General features: G+C 69.1%; 13 protein-coding genes. 4 read left to right on the top strand and 9 right to left on the bottom strand.

The features are described 5' to 3' along the window. Positions 1-22: 22 nt before the first annotated feature. On the top strand, positions 23-1183 hold the full coding sequence (locus ACWD2L_RS39490) for a hypothetical protein (protein WP_451193623.1): 1161 nt from the start codon (positions 23-25) through the stop codon (positions 1181-1183). Between the two features lie 109 nt (positions 1184-1292). Here ACWD2L_RS39490 and pyk read toward each other — a convergent pair whose 3' ends face one another. The 3 genes from pyk to pta all read right to left on the bottom strand — a co-directional run bounded on the left by pyk (position 1293) and on the right by pta (position 6093). Then, a complete protein-coding gene (gene pyk, locus ACWD2L_RS39485; protein WP_351342876.1) occupies positions 1293-2723 on the bottom strand; it encodes a pyruvate kinase in 1431 nt (476 codons plus the stop codon). A 74-nt stretch (positions 2724-2797) separates the two neighbouring features. Beyond that, positions 2798-4006, bottom strand: a complete 1209-nt coding sequence (locus ACWD2L_RS39480) for an acetate kinase (RefSeq protein WP_351342891.1) — start codon at positions 4004-4006, stop codon at positions 2798-2800. Positions 4007-4011: 5 nt separating this feature from the next. After that, positions 4012-6093 carry a phosphate acetyltransferase gene (gene pta / locus ACWD2L_RS39475; protein ID WP_351342877.1) on the bottom strand — a complete coding sequence of 694 codons (2082 nt, stop codon included), beginning with the start codon at positions 6091-6093 and terminating at the stop codon, positions 4012-4014. Between the two features lie 327 nt (positions 6094-6420). Between pta and ACWD2L_RS39470 the strand changes: the two genes are divergently transcribed. Continuing rightward, positions 6421-7446, top strand: a complete 1026-nt coding sequence (locus tag ACWD2L_RS39470) for a 6-phosphofructokinase (RefSeq protein ID WP_351342879.1) — start codon at positions 6421-6423, stop codon at positions 7444-7446. Positions 7447-7465: 19 nt separating this feature from the next. Here the strand turns inward: ACWD2L_RS39470 and ACWD2L_RS39465 are convergent, their stop codons facing one another. The 4 genes from ACWD2L_RS39465 to ACWD2L_RS39450 form a co-directional block, all read right to left on the bottom strand. Further along, positions 7466-8152 carry a helix-turn-helix domain-containing protein gene (locus tag ACWD2L_RS39465; protein WP_351342893.1) on the bottom strand — a complete coding sequence of 229 codons (687 nt, stop codon included), beginning with the start codon at positions 8150-8152 and terminating at the stop codon, positions 7466-7468. Positions 8153-8212: 60 nt separating this feature from the next. Further along, positions 8213-9037 (bottom strand): carbohydrate ABC transporter permease, encoded by an 825-nt coding sequence (locus ACWD2L_RS39460; protein ID WP_351342881.1) that lies wholly within the window; start codon positions 9035-9037, stop codon positions 8213-8215. Then, complete coding sequence (locus tag ACWD2L_RS39455; protein ID WP_451193631.1) at positions 9038-9844, bottom strand: carbohydrate ABC transporter permease; 807 nt, start codon at positions 9842-9844, stop codon at positions 9038-9040. 95 nt (positions 9845-9939) lie between these two features. Continuing rightward, positions 9940-11313 carry an ABC transporter substrate-binding protein gene (locus tag ACWD2L_RS39450; protein WP_351342883.1) on the bottom strand — a complete coding sequence of 458 codons (1374 nt, stop codon included), beginning with the start codon at positions 11311-11313 and terminating at the stop codon, positions 9940-9942. A gap of 171 nt (positions 11314-11484) precedes the next feature. On the opposite strand from ACWD2L_RS39450, the gene ACWD2L_RS39445 reads away from it, so the two are divergent. Then, on the top strand, positions 11485-12528 hold the full coding sequence (locus ACWD2L_RS39445) for a YncE family protein (RefSeq protein WP_351342885.1): 1044 nt from the start codon (positions 11485-11487) through the stop codon (positions 12526-12528). 35 nt (positions 12529-12563) lie between these two features. Here the strand turns inward: ACWD2L_RS39445 and ACWD2L_RS39440 are convergent, their stop codons facing one another. Both ACWD2L_RS39440 and ACWD2L_RS39435 read right to left on the bottom strand, forming a co-directional pair. Beyond that, positions 12564-13244, bottom strand: a complete 681-nt coding sequence (locus tag ACWD2L_RS39440) for a response regulator (RefSeq protein WP_351342886.1) — start codon at positions 13242-13244, stop codon at positions 12564-12566. Beyond that, complete coding sequence (locus tag ACWD2L_RS39435) at positions 13237-15054, bottom strand: sensor histidine kinase (protein ID WP_351342888.1); 1818 nt, start codon at positions 15052-15054, stop codon at positions 13237-13239. Before ACWD2L_RS39435 ends, ACWD2L_RS39440 begins: the two co-directional genes overlap by 8 nt. Positions 15055-15204: 150 nt before the next feature. Here ACWD2L_RS39435 and ACWD2L_RS39430 point away from each other — a divergent pair, with 150 nt between their 5' ends. Then, on the top strand, positions 15205-16596 hold the full coding sequence (locus tag ACWD2L_RS39430; RefSeq protein WP_351342889.1) for a cation:dicarboxylate symporter family transporter: 1392 nt from the start codon (positions 15205-15207) through the stop codon (positions 16594-16596). Positions 16597-16958: the final 362 nt, after the last annotated feature.

Here is a 16958-nt window from a genome sequence, read left to right as displayed (position 1 = left end):
GCATCTCTTCACCAAGATGCACATGCCCGCGGGCAAGGCGGTGGCGATCGCGGCCATGCCCACGGCCGTGCTCATGGGGCTTGGACTGACGCCGACGCTCGCGTCGGCCAAGGACAACCCGACGAAGTTCTCGGTGGACGACTACAAGGCGTGCGCCGACGCCGTCGATGCCAACAAGGACGATGGGTCCGACGAGGCGAAGGACAAGGCCAAGGAGTCGACGAAGCCGACCCCGACGCCGTCCCCCTCCGCCTCCAAGGACAGCGCCGAGGAGAAGAAGGAGAAGGCGACCCCGACTCCTTCGCCGTCCGCATCCGAGTCCTCCAAGGGCTCAGACGCCTCCGACGACAAGGACGCGGCCACGCCGTCGCCCTCGGCTTCGGAGACCAAGAACCCCCTGGACCCGCTGGGCGTCGGCGACGCCCTGAAGAAGGCGTTCACGCCCGACGACAAGGAGTCGGAGAGCGCGACTCCTTCGCCGTCGGCGTCGGAATCCTCTGGCGGCCTGCTCGGTGACACCACCGACAAGGCGGGCGACACGGTCAAGGACACGACCGGGTCGGTCAAGGACACCACCGACAAGCTCGGCGACACGGTCAAGGACACCACCGACAAGGTCAAGGACACGACCGACAAGGTGGAGGACGCGGCCAAGGACGCGACCAAGAACGTGGGCGACCCGAAGGGCTCCGGCGATGTGCCGGAGAACTGCCCGGTGGCCACGGACGCGTCCGGCGCCGACGAGGACACCCCGGCCCAGCTTCCGGACAAGTCGTGGAAGCTGCAGGCCAGTTCGCTCCTGCTCAAGGGCGCGGACTACAAGGGCCTGGTGGACGTCCGGATGGCCGACGGGTCGACCAAGCGCGTCATGAAGTACATCATCTCCAAGGGCACGGACATCGGTGATCTGCACCAGATCGCCCCGGGCCCGAACGGGAAGTTCTTCCACATCCGGTCGGACAAGGGCTCCACGTCCACCATCCGCGACGGGCAGACGACGATGTACACGGAGGAGCTCTCGGGCAATCTGCTCGGGCTCATTCCGCTGACGTTCAACGCCAAGAACCCGCCGCCGATCAACCTGCCGACCCTGTTCTTCACGAACGTCAAGGTCACGCAGGCCGCACAGTTCGGCGGGACCCTGCACGTGCCCGGTCTGCACACCACGGTCGAGGACAGCTGACCGTAGTCCCAAGGTCCGTCCGGGAGCCGCGTACGACAAAGGGCGCCCCCCTCAAGGGGGCGCCCTTTGTCATGCGCTCAAGGCCGTGCGCGCGGGCGAATGCGGCGGGTCAGTCGCGCTGCTCTCCGCCGAGGTGGTGCACCCGGACCATGTTGGTGGTGCCGGGGACGCCGGGGGGCGAACCGGCCGTCATGACCACGGTGTCGCCGTCGTTGAAGCGGTTGAGCCTCACGAGCTCGGCGTCGACCAGCTCGACCATGCCGTCGGTGTTGTCCACGTGCGGCACGACGTGCGACTCGACGCCCCAGCTCAGCGAGAGCTGGTTGCGGGTCTCCTCGTCCGTGGTGAACGCCAGGATCGGCTGGGCCGCGCGGTAGCGGGAGAGCCGGCGGGCCGTGTCACCGGACTTGGTGAAGGCGACCAGGGCCTTGCCGTCCAGGAAGTCCGCGATCTCGCACGCGGCGCGGGCCACCGAACCACCCTGCGTACGCGGCTTCTTGCCGGGCACGAGCGGCTGCAGGCCCTTGGAGAGCAGTTCCTCCTCGGCCGCGACGACGATCTTCGACATCGTCTTGACGGTCTCGATCGGGTACGCGCCGACCGAGGACTCGGCGGACAGCATGACCGCGTCGGCACCGTCCAGGATCGCGTTCGCGACGTCGGAGGCCTCGGCGCGCGTGGGGCGCGAGTTGGTGATCATCGACTCCATCATCTGGGTCGCGACGATCACCGGCTTGGCGTTGCGGCGGCACATCTCCACGAGGCGCTTCTGCACCATCGGGACCTTCTCGAGCGGGTACTCGACGGCCAGGTCACCACGCGCGACCATGATCCAGTCGAAGGCCGCGACGACGCCCTCCATGTTGGCGACGGCCTGCGGCTTCTCGACCTTGGCGCCGACGGGGACGCGGCGCCCCTCCTCGTCCATGATCTTGTGGACGTCCTTGACGTCGTTCGCGTCGCGCACGAAGGACAGGGCGACCATGTCGCAGCCCATCTTCAGGGCGAAGCGCAGGTCCTCGATGTCCTTCTCGGACAGGGCCGGGACGTTCACCGCCGCGCCGGGCAGGTTGATGCCCTTGTGGTCGGAGATGACACCGCCCTCGACGACGATGGTCTTCACGCGCGGTCCTTCGACCTCGACGACGCGCAGCTCGACGTTGCCGTCGTTGATCAGGACCTGGTCGCCCTTGGAGACGTCGCCGGGCAGACCCTTGTAGGTCGTGCCGCAGATCGACTTGTCCCCGGCCACGTCCTCGGTGGTGATGGTGAACTCGTCACCGCGCACCAGCTCGACGGGGCCCTCGGCGAAGGTCTCCAGGCGGATCTTCGGGCCCTGGAGGTCGGCGAGCACACCCACGGCGCGGCCCGTCTTCTTGGCGGCGGCGCGAACACGGTCGTAGCGACCCTGGTGCTCGGCGTGGGTGCCGTGGCTGAAGTTGAATCGGGCCACGTTCATGCCGGCCTCGATCAGCGAGACGAGCTGCTCTTCGGAGTCGACGGCGGGGCCCAGTGTGCAGACGATTTTGGAACGGCGCATGGGGGCGATCCTATCGGTTTGTTTCGCTACGGAATATTCCGTCTGGTGGAATCTACAAATGGGCGGAGGTGTGCTCAGTCGTTGCGGCTTCGGACCAGCGCGTAGGTCTGCTGCGCGATCTCCAGCTCCTCGTCGGTCGGCACCACGGCCACGGCCACGCGGGCGTATTCGGGGGAGATGAGCCGCGGTTCGTCGGAACGTACGGAATTGAGCTCTCCGTCGACCGCGAGGCCCAGCTCCTCCAGGCCCGCGACCGCAGCCTCGCGCACCGGCGCCGCGTTCTCGCCGACCCCGGCCGTGAACACGACCGCGTCCACCCGGCCGAGTACCGCGTAGTACGAGCCGATGTACTTCTTCAGGCGGTGCACGTAGATGTCGAACGCGAGCCGCGCCTCCTGGTCGCCCTCGTCGACGCGGCGGCGGATCTCCCGCATGTCGTTGTCCCCGCACAGTCCGATCAGGCCGGACTTCTTGTTGAGCAGATTGTCGATCTCGTCCGCCGACATCTTGGCAACGCGCATCAGATGGAAGATGACGGCCGGGTCGACATCTCCCGAACGCGTGCCCATCACGAGCCCTTCGAGCGGCGTGAGTCCCATCGACGTCTCCACGCACTGCCCACCGCGGACCGCGGAGGCCGAGGCGCCGTTGCCCAGGTGCAGCACGATGACGTTGACGTCCTGTGGCCGCTTGCCGAGCAGTTCGGCCGTCTTGCGGGACACGTACGCGTGCGAGGTGCCGTGGAAGCCGTAGCGGCGCACGCGGTGCTCGTCGGCGGTCTTCACGTCGATCGCGTAGCGGGCGGCCGACTCCGGCATCGTCGTGTGGAACGCCGTGTCGAAGACGGCGACCTGCGGCAGGTCGGGGCGGAGCGTCTGGGCGGTGCGGATGCCGGTCAGGTTCGCCGGGTTGTGCAGCGGCGCCACCGGGATGAGCCGCTCCACCTCCTTGAGCACCGCGTCGTCGATGACGGTCGGCTGCGTGAACAGCTTGCCGCCGTGCACCACGCGGTGGCCGATCGCGGCCAGCTCGGGGGAGTCGAGGCCGAGCCCGTCCTGTGCCAGTTCCTCGGCGACCAGTTCGAGCGCGACCTTGTGGTCGGCGATCGGCCGGTTCCGCTCGCGTGAGTCGCCGCCGGCCGGGGTGTGCTTCAGGCGGGAGGTCTCCTCACCGATCCGCTCGACCAGGCCCAGGGCCAGGCGCGCGTTGTCACGCATGTCGAGGAGCTGGTACTTCACCGACGAGGAGCCGGAGTTGAGGACGAGGATGCGGGTCGCTGCCACGGGTGTCATGCCTTTTCGGTGGGGGTCTGGGCCTGGATCGCCGTGATGACGACCGTGTTGACGATGTCCTGCACGAGCGCGCCGCGGGACAGGTCGTTGACCGGCTTGCGCAGGCCCTGCAGGACCGGCCCCACGGCGATCGCGCCGGCCGAACGCTGCACCGCCTTGTACGTGTTGTTGCCGGTGTTGAGGTCGGGGAAGATCAGCACGCTGGCCTGGCCCGCGACCTCGGAATCGGGCAGCTTGGTGGCCGCGACGGTGGGCTCGACCGCTGCGTCGTACTGGATCGGCCCCTCGATCTTCAGGTCGGGCCGGGCCGCCTTGACGATCTCCGTGGCCTCCCGCACCTTGTCGACGTCGGCGCCCGAGCCCGAGGTGCCGGTGGAGTACGACAGCATCGCGATCCGCGGCTCGACGCCGAACCGGCCGGCGGTACCGGCGGACTGCGTGGCGATGTCCGCGAGCTGCTGGGCGTTCGGATCCGGGTTCACGGCGCAGTCGCCGTAGACGAGGACCTTGTCGGCCAGGCACATGAAGAAGACCGAGGAGACGATCGCGGCGTCCGGCTTGGTCTTGATGATCTCGAACGCGGGCCGGATCGTGGCGGCCGTGGAGTGCACGGACCCCGACACCATGCCGTCGGCGAGCCCCTCCTGGACCATCAGCGTGCCGAAGTAGTTCACGTCGGCGACCACGTCGTGGGCCAGCTCCGGGGTGACGCCCTTGTGGGCGCGCAGCGCCGCGTACGCGTCGGCGAAGCGTTCCCGCAGCGCCGAGGTCTGCGGGTCGATGATGTCGCTGTCGGCGAGGTCGACGCCGAGGTCGGCGGCCTTCTTGCGGATCTGCTCGACCGGGCCGAGCAGCGTCAGATCGCAGACGCCGCGGCGCAGGAGTACGTCGGCGGCGCGCAGCACGCGTTCCTCGGTGCCCTCGGGCAGCACGACGCGGCGCTTGTCCGAGCGGGCCCGCTCCAGGAGCTTGTGCTCGAACATCATCGGCGTGAGGCGGTCGGAGGACGGCGCCTGGATGGTCTTCAGCAGGCCCGCCGTGTCGACGCACCGCTCGAAGAGGCCGAGGGCGGTCTCCGCCTTGCGCGGCGTCGCGGCGTTCAACTTGCCTTCCATGGCGAAGAGTTCGGCCGCCGTGGGGAAGGAGCCGCCGGCCACCGCGATCACCGGGGTGCCGGGCGCGAGTCGCTCGGCGAGCTTGAGGATCGCCTCGCCAGGCTGCTCGTTCAGGGTCAGGATGACGCCCGCGATCGGCGGCGTGCCCGCACTGTGCGCGGCGAGCGCGCCGACGACCAGGTCCGCGCGGTCGCCGGGCGTGACGACCATGCAGCCGGGCGTCAGGGCGTTGAGGAAGTTCGGCAGCATGGCGCCGCCGAAGACGAAGTCGAGGGCGTCGCGCGCGAGCCCCGAATCGTCGCCGAGCAGCACCTTGCCGCCCAGCGCGTGGGTGATCTGGGCGACGGTCGGCGCGGCGAGCGCGGGCTCGTCGGGCAGCACGTAACAGGTGACCGGCAGCCGCCCCGCGAGCTGCTCGTGCACGTCGGCCCGGTCCGCCGGCGCCACGCGGTTGACGACCATCGCGAGGACGTCGCAGCCCAGGCCGTCATAGGCGCGGTAGGCGTTGCGGGCCTCGGCGCGTACCGATTCGCCCGTCTGCTTCTTGCCGCCGACGACCGGGATCACGGAGGCGCCGAACTCGTTGGCGAGGCGGGCGTTGAGCGCCAGCTCGTCCGGGAGCTGGGTGTCGGCGAAGTCGGTGCCGAGCACGAGCACGACGTCGAATTCGCGGGCGACGTGGTGGAACCGGTCGACCAGGCGCGAGACCAGCTCGTCCGTGCCCTGCTCGGCCTGGATCGCGGAGGCCTCGTGGTAGTCGAGCCCGTACACCGTCGCCGGGTCCTGCGACAGCCGATACCGGGATCGCAGCAGGTCGAATAGCCGGTCGGGGCCGTCGTGGACCAGCGGCCGGAAGACCCCCACCCGGTCGACCTGGCGGGTCAGCAGCTCCATGACCCCCAGCTCCACGACCTGCCGGCCGTCTCCGCGATCGATCCCGGTCACGTACACGCTGCGCGTCACGCGTGTTCTCCGTTTCCCTCGTGGTCCTACGCGTTCGTGGTCCCACGCGTTCGTAGTCCTACGTGTTCCAACCCGGCGTTTCCGGATTGATTCGGCCTCTTTCGGGTCAAAAAAAGGCGCGCAATGGAAGCCGTGCCCTCTTGACAATACCTCCGGCGGTGGTTAGGTCGCCCGCCGGACAGAAGGCCTTTTCCCATGGGTCCAAGTGCCCATGGAACCCCTGCCGAAGCTCCCTGCACAGCCGAGCGGGAGCGCATCGCCTCCAAGAGCGTGGAACAATCGGCATCGCTCACAGACGTACCAGCAGCGAGCAGGAGACACAGCACGATGCGCATCGGAGTTCTCACCGCAGGCGGCGACTGCCCTGGACTGAACGCCGTGATCCGGTCGGTCGTGCACCGAGCCGTCACGCACTACGGCGACGAGGTGCTCGGTTTCGAGGACGGCTACGCGGGGCTGCTCGACGGCCGGTACCGACCCCTCGATCTGAACGCGGTCAGCGGCATCCTCGCCCGCGGCGGCACCATTCTCGGCTCCTCCCGCCTGGAGCGCGACAAGTTCAGGGCGGCCTGCGAGAACGCCAAGCAGCTCGCCGAGGAGATCGGTTTCGACGCCCTCATCCCGATCGGCGGTGAGGGCACGCTGACGGCGGCGCGCATGCTCTCCGACGCGGGCCTGCCGGTCGTCGGCGTACCGAAGACGATCGACAACGACATCTCCTCCACCGACCGCACCTTCGGCTTCGACACCGCAGTCGGCGTCGCCACCGAGGCGATCGACCGGCTCAAGACGACCGCCGAGTCCCACCAGCGCGTCATGGTCGTCGAGGTCATGGGCCGGCACGCGGGCTGGATCGCCCTGGAGTCCGGGATGGCGGGCGGCGCCCACGGCATCTGCCTGCCCGAGCGGCCCTTCGACCCGTCCGACCTGGTCAAGATGGTCGAGGAGCGGTTCTCCCGGGGCAAGAAGTTCGCCGTCATCTGCGTCGCCGAGGGCGCCCACCCCGCCCCCGGGACCATGGACTACGGCACCGGCGAGATCGACCAGTTCGGCCACGAGCGCTTCCAGGGCATCGGCACCGCCCTCGCCTACGAGCTGGAGCGCCGCCTCGGCAAGGAGGCCCGCCCGGTCATCCTCGGCCACGTGCAGCGCGGCGGCACCCCCACCGCGTACGACCGCGTGCTCGCGACCCGGTTCGGCTGGCACGCCATGGAGGCCGTGCACCGCGGCGAGTTCGGCAAGATGACGGCGCTGTACGGCACCGACATCGCGATGGTGCCGCTCGCCGAGGCGGTCACCGAGCTCAAGACGGTCCCGAAGGACCGGATGGACGAGGCGGAGTCGGTCTTCTAGACGGCCGGTCCTGCGGGGGCTACGGATGACGGATCCTGGACCAGAACTCGTCCAGGATCCGCTCCAGGAACAGCCGCCCCGCGTCCCCGGACCTCGGCGACATCCCACCGCCCCAGCTCAGCGTGGCGGCCATCAGCGCCTGGTACTCCAGGTGCATCTCGTGCAGTACGTCCTCCAGCTCGCGGCGCTGCACCGGCACGAGCCGGGCGATCGGCCGCACGGACCCCTGCCAGCGCGTCCGCGCCGCGCCCCGCAGCAGCTCCGCGAGGTGCGTGTCACGCCCGGTCACCGTCGCGAGCGCGCGCGGGCTGAGCCGCAGCGTCTCGGCGAGCGCCGCCGACTGCCGGTCGTTGCCCTGCCAGTCGCCCGTCTCCTCCATCCGCAGATACGAGTGGATCTCCAGGCCGACTGAGCGGGCCACGTCCTCCGGGGCGAGCCCCAGCGCGAGCCGGTGCTCGCGCAAGGTCCGCGGCACGCCGATGAGTTCGCTCAGCGAGCACCACAGGGCCCCCGCGAGCGCGGTCAGTTCACCGGACGTCGGCGCCGCGTCGCCCCGCTCCCACGCGATGATGACGTCCGGCGTGATGTGCGCGAGCCCGTACGAGGCACGCATGCCGTACGCGACGTGCCCCGGCGCCATCCCGAGCGCTTCGCGCAGGCGCCGGGCGGCGGGGGCGTTGAAAGGTGGTGTCGGCTGGTTGGGCATGGCCTCGTGCTGCACGGCCACAAAGTAGGGGGTCACACGGCGTTTGGCTACAGTCCGCGCTCAACCCTTCACCGCACCGCTCAGCGCGAAACCGCCGCCGAAGCGCCGCGACACCAGGACGTACAGCAGCACCACGGGCGTCGAGTAGATGATCGAGAACGCGGCGAGCTGCCCGTACACGACGGTGCCCCGGTTGCCGAAGAAGTCGTTGATGCTGACCGAGGCCGGCATCTGGTCGGGGGAGAGCAGCAGCATGAACGGGACGAAGAAGTTCCCCCACATCATCGCGAACGAGTACACGGTGACGACGGCGACCCCGGGCCCCATCAGCGGCAGCACGATCCGCACGAGCCCTTGGAACGTGTTCGCGCCGTCCGTCCAGGCCGCCTCCTCCAGCTCCTTCGGCACACCGTCCATGAAGTTCTTCATCAGCCATACGGCGAACGGGAGTTGGGACGCGGCGAAGAAGTAGATCGTGCCCGCCATCGTGTCGATCAGGTTCACCTGCACGAACAGCGCGTACACCGGGACCATCACCGCCGTGATCGGCAGGCAGGTCGCGAACAGCGTCGTCGTGAGGAACGGGTTGTTCAGGCGTGAGCGGTAACGGGAGAGCGGATACGCGGCGAGCGCGGCGCAGGCAACGGTGAGGGCCGTCGCGCTGCCGCACAGGATCAGCGAGTTGAGCAGCGGCGTGAAGGTGATGTCGGGTTTGAGGACGTCGTCGAAATTGCCGAACGTCAGCTCCGATGGCCACTTCACCCGCAGATTCGCGTCCGCGTCGACCGACGACAGGACGACCCAGGCGAGCGGCAGCGAGAAGGCGAGCGCGACGAGGATCAGCGCCGCGTCCGCCGAGAGTCGTCTACGGATCCGGGTCCTCACTCAGTCCTCCGCGCGCAGCAGCCGCATGTACACCAGCGAGAACAGGGAGCCGACGACGAGCAGCAGCAGCGCCACCGCGGTGCCGTAGCCGATCATGCTCTTCTGGAAGGCCTGTTCGTACATGAACAGGGGCAGGGTCTGGCTGTGATTGCCGGGCCCGCCACGGGTCATCACCCAGATCAGGCCGAAGACCGACAGCGTCTGAAGCGTGTTCAGCATCAGGTTCGTGCCGATGGAGCGGCGGATCATCGGCAGCGTGATGTGCCACAGCCGCTGCCAGGCGTTCGCCCCGTCCACCTCGGCGGACTCGGTGACCTCCGTGGGGATCTCGCGGAGCGCCGCCGAGTACACCAGCATCGAGAAGGCGGTGCCGCGCCACATGTTCGCGAACGACACGGCCAGGATCGGCAGCGTGAACAGCCAGTTCTGGCGCGGCAGTTGGAGCCAGTCGAGGATCGCGTTGAGAGTGCCCTCGCGGCGGAAGAACGCGTACAGCAGAAACCCGGCGACGACCTCCGGCAGCACCCACGCCGTCACCACGACCGCCCCGGTGACCGTCCTGACCGGCTTCGACGCCCGCTGCATCAGCGCCGCGAGCGCGAGCCCCAGCGTGTTCTGGCCGACGATCGACGACAGGAACGTGAAGACCAGCGTCAGCCGGACGGCGTTCAGGAACGCGTCGTCCCTGAACGCCGCCGTGAAATTGTCGAAGCCGACGAAGGACGACTTCGCCTGCCCGGTCAACTGCAGGTCGGTGAAGGCGATATAGGCGCAGTACGCGATCGGGCCCGCGAGGAAGAGGGCCATGAGGACGGTCGCCGGGGCGATCGGCACGAGCCGGAGGGTCGTGCTGCGACGGGTACGGGTCACGGTGCCACTCGCTTCTCCCAACTCCCTCCCACTCAAGGCTTCTTGACGACCTTCCCGTCCGTCGCCGTCCTCACTTGATCGTCGTACGTCGACGCCGCCTTGTCGACCGAGGCATCACCGGTCGTCACCGACTCCATCGCCTCCTGGATCGCCGTCGAGACCTTCGGGTACGCGGGGTAGGCCGGCCGGTAGTGGGTGCTCGCCACCAGATCCGTGAAGAACTTGATGCCGGGCTGCGCCTTCACGTACGCGGGGTCGGCGGCCACGTCCTTGCGCACGGCGATACCGGAGTTGGCGATGTACCAGCGCTTCGCGTTCTCCTTGGTCTGCATCGTCTTGATGAAGTCGAAGGCGAGGTCGGGATTGGCCGCCTTGGCCGGGACCGCCCAGGTCCAGCCGCCGGACATGGAGACCTTGCCGGGCGCCTGGCCCTCCTGCGTCGGCATGTGGGCGAGGCCGAGCTTCTGCGACCACTCGGGCCACTCGTGCCCGCTGCCCTTGATCCAGTCCTGCGGCAGCCAGGAGCCGTCGAGGTTGATGCCGAGCCTGCCCTCGGGCATCAGCTCGCCGCGCACCTGGGTGGGGAAGTTCGGGTCGAGGGCGTCGGAGACGTCGGGGCCGAGCTTCTCCTTGAAGACCGTCCGCACGAAATTCAGGCTGTCCTCGAAGGCCTTCGAGCCCGTGACCCACTTGCCCGTGGCCTTGTCGTAGAGCGGGTCCGCGGTCCCTGCGCCGGTCCCGGTCCCGTAGAGGAGCATCTGGAAGCCCTGCATCGTCGACGCCTCGCCGGCCGGCTTTCCGGTGTAGACGTTCAGCGGGGTGACGCCGGGGACCTTCTGCTTGATGGTGCGGGCGGCGTCCAGGACCTCGTTCCAGTTCTTCGGCTGCCAGGGAGTCTTGATGCCGGCTTTCGCGAGGATCGCCTTGTCGTACCAGAGGCCGCGGGTGTCGGTGCCGTCCGGGACGCCGTATGTCTTCCCGTCCCGCGCCTTGGCCGCCGTCTTCGCCGTGTCGATGAACTGGCCCCAGTCCGACCACTTGCCCAGGTAGGAGTCGAGCGGCTTCAGATATCCGCTGGCGATGTCGGAGTTGATGAGGAAGGTGTCCTCGTAGACGAGGTCCGGGGCCGTCCTCGGCGAGCGGAGCATCTGCTGGAGCTTGGTGTAGTACTCGGCGTCCGGCGCCTTGATCGGGACGAACTCCACCTTCTTGCCGGGATGCGCCTTCTCGAACTGCTTCTTCATCGCGGCGAGGTAGTCGTCCATGACCTTGACCTTGTTGTCCATGGACTGCTTGAAGGACACCTTGACGGTGTCCGAGTCGCTTCCGGAGCCGCCGCCGCAGGCGGTGAGCGTCGCGGCGGCCAGCAGGGCGGTGGCGGTGAGGATCGGGGCGGTGGGGCGCACGGGCACGACCTCCTACGGAGCATCGCGGGCTTCGTTGCCTCGCGGGGCTGCCGTGAAGGTATGAGCGGCGGGGATCAGGGTCAATGGGTGGTGCAAGTTAGGTAAGCCTAAGCTAAGTTAGTCTTCGGGTGGCGTCGCAACGCCCCCATCCGCAAAGGAGATTGACGCAGCATGCCTCGAATCACTCCCAGCATCCGCCGTTCCGCCGCCGTCGCCGTGGCCCTCATCGCGGGCGCCACGCTCGCCCCGGCGGCCGCCGCGAACGCCGACACCGGCGCCACCGCATCCGCCTCGGTTCCTGTCACCAAAGGGCTCTACCAGTCGGCGTACTCGGAGCGGAACCACGCCCTGTGGACCACGTCGGCGGTGGGCCGCCCTCCGGTGACCACGTCCGCGCTCACCAAGCTCGACCCGGTCACGCTCAAGGTCGAGGCGACGTACACGCCGCCGGTCACCGACGCGGCCACCGGCGCCGTCGAGGCGGTCTACGGCATCGCGGTCGACGACGAGCACAACACCGTGTGGGTCACCAACACCCGTGACAACTCGGTCGCCGTCTACAGCCAGCGCGACGGCTCCCACCTCGCCACGCTGCCGAACGTCAACCACGCCCGCGAGATCGTCGTGGACGAGAAGCACGACACCGTGTGGGCGAGCGGCTTCGGCGACGGCAGCGTCGTCGGCTTCGACAGCCGTACGTTCACCGAGAAGAAGCGCGTCACCGTCGAGGGCGCGGGCCCGACCGGCCTCACCGTCAACGAGCGCAACGGCACGGTCTACGCCGCCGACCTCACCAACGACCAGCTGATCGAGGTCGCGCGGAAGTCCACGAAGCCGCGGCTCATCCCGGCCGGCGACGGCCCGATCTCCGTGGCCCTCTCGAAGAACGGCCGCACCGCCTACACCGCCGACAACGTCGCGGGCACCGTCTCCGTCGTCGACCTGAACAAGGGCCTGGTCACCAAGTCCGTCCCGACGGGCGAGGGCACGCTGTCCGTGGCGAGCGACGACCGGTCCGGCAAGCTCGTCGCCGTCAACCGCACCGACGCGACCGCCACCGTCGTCGACCCGCGCAAGGGCTCCGTCGTCAAAACGGTGAGCACGGGCGCCAACCCGAACCACGTCGAGGTCGCGCGCGGCACGGCGTACGTCGTGGACAAGTCCGGCACGGGCCCGGCGGGCGAGGACACCCTGACGCGCTTCCGCGTCCGCTGAGTCTCCTGGCCCCTTGTTGTCTGGTCCCTGGTCGGCTACTTCCAGGTGTAGACGAGCTCCGGGCGGCCCACCTGCCCGTACTGCGGGCTGCGCACGGCCCGCCCGGAGTCGACCAGGTGCTCCAGGTAGCGGCGGGCCGTGATCCGCGAGATACCCACCGTCTCCGCGGCGGCCGCCGCCGTCAGACCCTCGGGCGCCTCCCGCAGCGTGCGCGTGACGCGTTCGAGGGTGGGCGCGCTCAGCCCCTTGGGCAGCGCGGCGGGGGCCGGCGAGCGCAGGGTGGCGATCGCCCGGTCGACCTCGTCCTGTCCGGACGCCTCACCGGTCGTCGCGCGGTACTCGGCGTAGCGCACGAGACGGTCCCGCAGCGTCGCGAACGTGAACGGCTTCAGCACGTACTGCACGACCCCGAGCGACACCCCCTCCCTGACCACCGCGAGATCCCGCGCCGACGTGACCGCGACGACATCCGCCTGATGCCCGGCCGCGCGCAGCGAGCGGGCGAGCGAGAGCCCGTGGCCGTCCGGCAGGTGCAGGTCGAGCAGCAGCAGGTCCACGGGGTTGCGGTCCAGGAACCGCCTGGCCTGCGCCGCCGAGTGCACCTTCCCCACGGCCGTGAACCCGGGAACCCGCCCGACGTACAACGCGTGCGCGTCCGCAGCCACGGGGTCGTCTTCGACGACGAGGACCCGGATGGTGCGGTCGGCGTCACTCATGGGTTCCTCTTCCTGCGGATCTTCTGGCGGAGTCTGCACTATCGGCCTCGCCACTATCAGCCCCGCCGGCGATTGAGGCGCGGGGTCCGGGGCAGAGCCCCGTGGCCGTAACCCCGTCCGGGGCCGAGGACTCGGGGCTCCGCCCCGGACCCCGCGCCTCAATCGCCGCAGGGGCTTGATTTGGCTCAGCCGCCGCAGGGGCTTGATCGGCCATGGGCACCCGCACCGTGAACTCCGCGCCGCCCACCGCCGACCGCTCAAGGTCCAACACCCCACCACACCGGGCCAACGCCTGCCGCACAAGCGCAAGGCCCAACCCCCGCCCACCCGTCCCGGAGGGCATCGCCTTCGTCGACCACCCCCGCTCGAAGACGGAGTCGACATGCTCCGGATCGACCCCCGGCCCCGTATCCGAGACCCGCAACAACAGGACATCGTCATCGGTCCGCGCGGTCACCGTGACTCGCGCCCCGGACGACCCCTGCGCCGCGTCGACCGCATTGTCGACAAGGTTCCCCAGCACGGTGACCAGGTCCCGCGCGGGCAGCACCTGCGGCAGCAGCCCGTCGTCGATCCTGGTGTCGGCCGACACCACCAGCTCCACACCGTGCTCATTGGCCTGCGCCGCCTTCCCCAGAAGCAGCGCCGCCAGCACCGGCTCGTGCACCGCCCCCACGACCTGATCGGTCAACGCCTGCGCCAGCTCCAACTCGGCGGTCGCGAACTCCACCGCCTCGTCCGCCCGCTCCAGCTCGATCAGCGAGACAACCGTGTGCAAGCGGTTCGCCGCCTCGTGCGCCTGCGACCTGAGCGCCCGCGTGAACCCCCGCTCGGAGTCCAACTCGCCCATCACCGCCTGGAGTTCGGTGTGGTCCCTGAGCGTGACGACCGTGCCGCGCCGGTCACCGCTCGCCACCGGAGACGTATTGACGACGACGACACGGTCGAGCGTCAGATGCACCTCGTCGACCCGCGGCTCGGCGGCGAGCAGCGCACCCGTCAACGGCGCCGGCAGCCCGAGCCCGGCGACGGACCGCCCGACGACGTCGTCCCCTTCCTCGACGCCGAGCAGCACCCGCGCCCCGTCGTTGATGAGCGCGACCCGCCGCTGCCCGTCCAGCATCACGAGCCCCTCGCGCACGGCATGCAGCGAGGCCTGGTGATACGCGTGCATCCGGCTCAGCTCGCCCGCGTTCATCCCGTGCGTGTGCCGACGTAGACGGGCGTTTATGACGTACGTACCAATACCGCCGAGCACCAGCGCGGCAAGCGCGACCCCCGCGACGGCGAGCACCTGCCCCCGCGCCTGAGCGGTGATGACATCGACCGTGATCCCGGCGCTGACCAGCCCGATGATCCGGTGCCGCCCCTCGTCGTACACGGGCGTGACCACCCGCACCGAGGACCCGAGCGTCCCCGTGTACGTCTCCGAGAACGTGTGCCCCTTCAAGGCCGGCCCGATGTGCCCGAGGTAGCGCTCCCCGATCTGCCGCTCGTCGGGATGCGTCCAGCGGATCCCGTCCGGATCCATGATCGTCACGAAGTCGACGCCGGTGTGCCGCTGCACCTCACGCGCGTACGGCTGCAACAGCCCCGTCGGATCCGCGGCGCCGGAGGCCGCCTCGCGCACGGACCGCGCGTCGGCGACGGCCCGCGCCGTGGCCGTGGCCTGACGCCGCGCGCTGTCCTCCGCCTGCCCCCGGTCACTGACATACGTGAAGAGCGCACACCCCGCCACCACGACGGCCACCAGCACGACCTGCATCGCGAAGAGCTGGCCCGCCAGGCTGCGGGGACGGGGAAGACGCATGCGCAACAGTCTGCCTCTTCGTATAAGCACGAACTAAATGAACGGAAGGGTGACGGTCCTCACCGGGGGGAGAGATAGTCGCCAAGATTCGCAGGACGTGAGCCGCACGGACTGGGACTGATACGCCGAAGCCGTCGTTCAGGAGGAACCGTGGCCGAGACCGACACCGCGAAGCCCGCCCCGCCCGCGAAGCGGGACCGCACTCACTATCTCTACATCGCCGTGATCGTGGCCGTGCTGCTCGGTATCGCAGTCGGCTTCGCGGCGCCCGACTTCGCCAAGGAGCTCAAGCCCATCGGCACGGGCTTCGTGAACCTCATCAAGATGATGATCTCGCCCATCATCTTCTGCACGATCGTCCTCGGCGTCGGCTCCGTCCGGAAGGCCGCGAAGATCGGCAAGGTCGGCGGCCTCGCCCTCGGCTACTTCATGGTGATGTCGGTCGTGGCCCTCGCCATCGGCCTGCTCGTCGGCAACCTGCTGCACCCCGGCGACGGCATGCACCTCACCGAGGCGGTGAAGGGTGCAGGACACACCGCGGCCGAAGAAGCCAACGAGGGCCCCGTCGACTTCATCCTCGGCATCATCCCGACGACGATGGTCTCCGCCTTCACCGGCGACTCGGTCCTCCAGACCCTGCTCGTCGCACTGCTCGTCGGCTTCGCCCTCCAGGCCATGGGCCGCTCCGGCGAGCCCGTCCTGCGCGGCGTCGAGCACATCCAGAAGCTCGTCTTCCGGGTCCTCGGCATGATCATGTGGGCCGCCCCGGTCGGCGCCTTCGGCGCGATGGCCGCGGTCATCGGCGAAACGGGCGTCGACGCCCTCAAGGCCCTCGCCACGATCATGGTCGGCTTCTACGTCACCTGCGCCCTGTTCGTCGGCATCGTGCTCGCCACGATCATGCGCCTGGCGACGGGCTTCAACATCTTCATGCTGCTGAAGTACCTGGGCCGGGAGTTCCTCCTGATCCTCTCGACGTCCTCGTCGGAGTCGGCCCTGCCGCGTCTGATCGCGAAGATGGAGCACCTGGGCGTGAGCCGCCCGGTCGTCGGCATCACCGTCCCGACCGGATACTCCTTCAACCTCGACGGCACCATGATCTACCTGACCATGGCGTCCATCTTCATCTCGGACGCTCTGGACCAGACGATGTCCGTCGGCGAGCAGATCGGTCTGCTCCTCTTCATGATGATCGCGTCGAAGGGCGCGGCGGGCGTCTCCGGCTCCGGCATCGCCGTCCTCGCCTCGGGCCTCCAGTCCCACAAGCCGGGCCTGGTCGACGGCGTCGGCCTGATCATCGGCATCGACCGCTTCATGAGCGAGGCCCGCGCCCTCACCAACTTCGCGGGCAACGCGGTGGCTACGTTGCTCATCGGTACGTGGACCGGAGAGGTCGACCGGGACCGCGTGAAGCGGGTCCTCGCCGGCGAGCTGCCCTTCGACGAGCGCACGCTCCTCGACTCCGGCACCTCCGACTCGGACTCCGACTCGGACGTTCCGACGCCGCGCGACGGCGGGGCGAAGGAGCCGGTCGGAGCCTGACCCCTCAGCGTCTCCGTAGGGGCGGGGCCCGGTGCGATGCGTCGTGCCGGGCCCCGCTTTTGTGCCGTGGGGGCAGGTGGCGTAGAGTCCTTCGAGTTGCCCACAGGGCGGCACCCCAACCACCTGCACGATCTCCCGGACCGGGATTCTATTCGGCGTGCCCGAATTCAATTCTGAACCCCCGATTAGCTCGGGGGCCGGGAATCCGCTAAAGTTTGGAACGTCGGAACGGCCCAACAGCCGGGAAGACAAGCCCCTCTGACTGGGAATCAGGCCCGAAAGGATCTGATAGAGTCGGACTCGCCGGAAAGCCGAAAGGCCGGAAAGCGAAGCGGGACCGAGGGAAATCGGCCGGTGAAACG

The sequence above is a fragment of the Streptomyces sp. NPDC002754 genome, assembly GCF_053592315.1.
Note: the sequence above shows the minus strand (reverse complement) of the source record. Positions and strands in the feature narration are given on the sequence as shown.

What these genes read in the sequence shown, in the direction of transcription:
- ACWD2L_RS39490 (WP_451193623.1), top strand. Translation starts at nt 23, where the DNA reads ATGCCCGCGGGCAAGGCGGTGGCGATCGCGGCCATGCCCACGGCCGTG.
- pyk (WP_351342876.1), bottom strand. Translation starts at nt 2,723, where the DNA reads ATGCGCCGTTCCAAAATCGTCTGCACACTGGGCCCCGCCGTCGACTCC.
- ACWD2L_RS39470 (WP_351342879.1), top strand. Translation starts at nt 6,421, where the DNA reads ATGCGCATCGGAGTTCTCACCGCAGGCGGCGACTGCCCTGGACTGAAC.
- ACWD2L_RS39465 (WP_351342893.1), bottom strand. Translation starts at nt 8,152, where the DNA reads ATGCCCAACCAGCCGACACCACCTTTCAACGCCCCCGCCGCCCGGCGC.
- ACWD2L_RS39455 (WP_451193631.1), bottom strand. Translation starts at nt 9,844, where the DNA reads ATGGCCCTCTTCCTCGCGGGCCCGATCGCGTACTGCGCCTATATCGCC.
- ACWD2L_RS39445 (WP_351342885.1), top strand. Translation starts at nt 11,485, where the DNA reads ATGCCTCGAATCACTCCCAGCATCCGCCGTTCCGCCGCCGTCGCCGTG.
- ACWD2L_RS39440 (WP_351342886.1), bottom strand. Translation starts at nt 13,244, where the DNA reads ATGAGTGACGCCGACCGCACCATCCGGGTCCTCGTCGTCGAAGACGAC.
- ACWD2L_RS39435 (WP_351342888.1), bottom strand. Translation starts at nt 15,054, where the DNA reads ATGCGTCTTCCCCGTCCCCGCAGCCTGGCGGGCCAGCTCTTCGCGATG.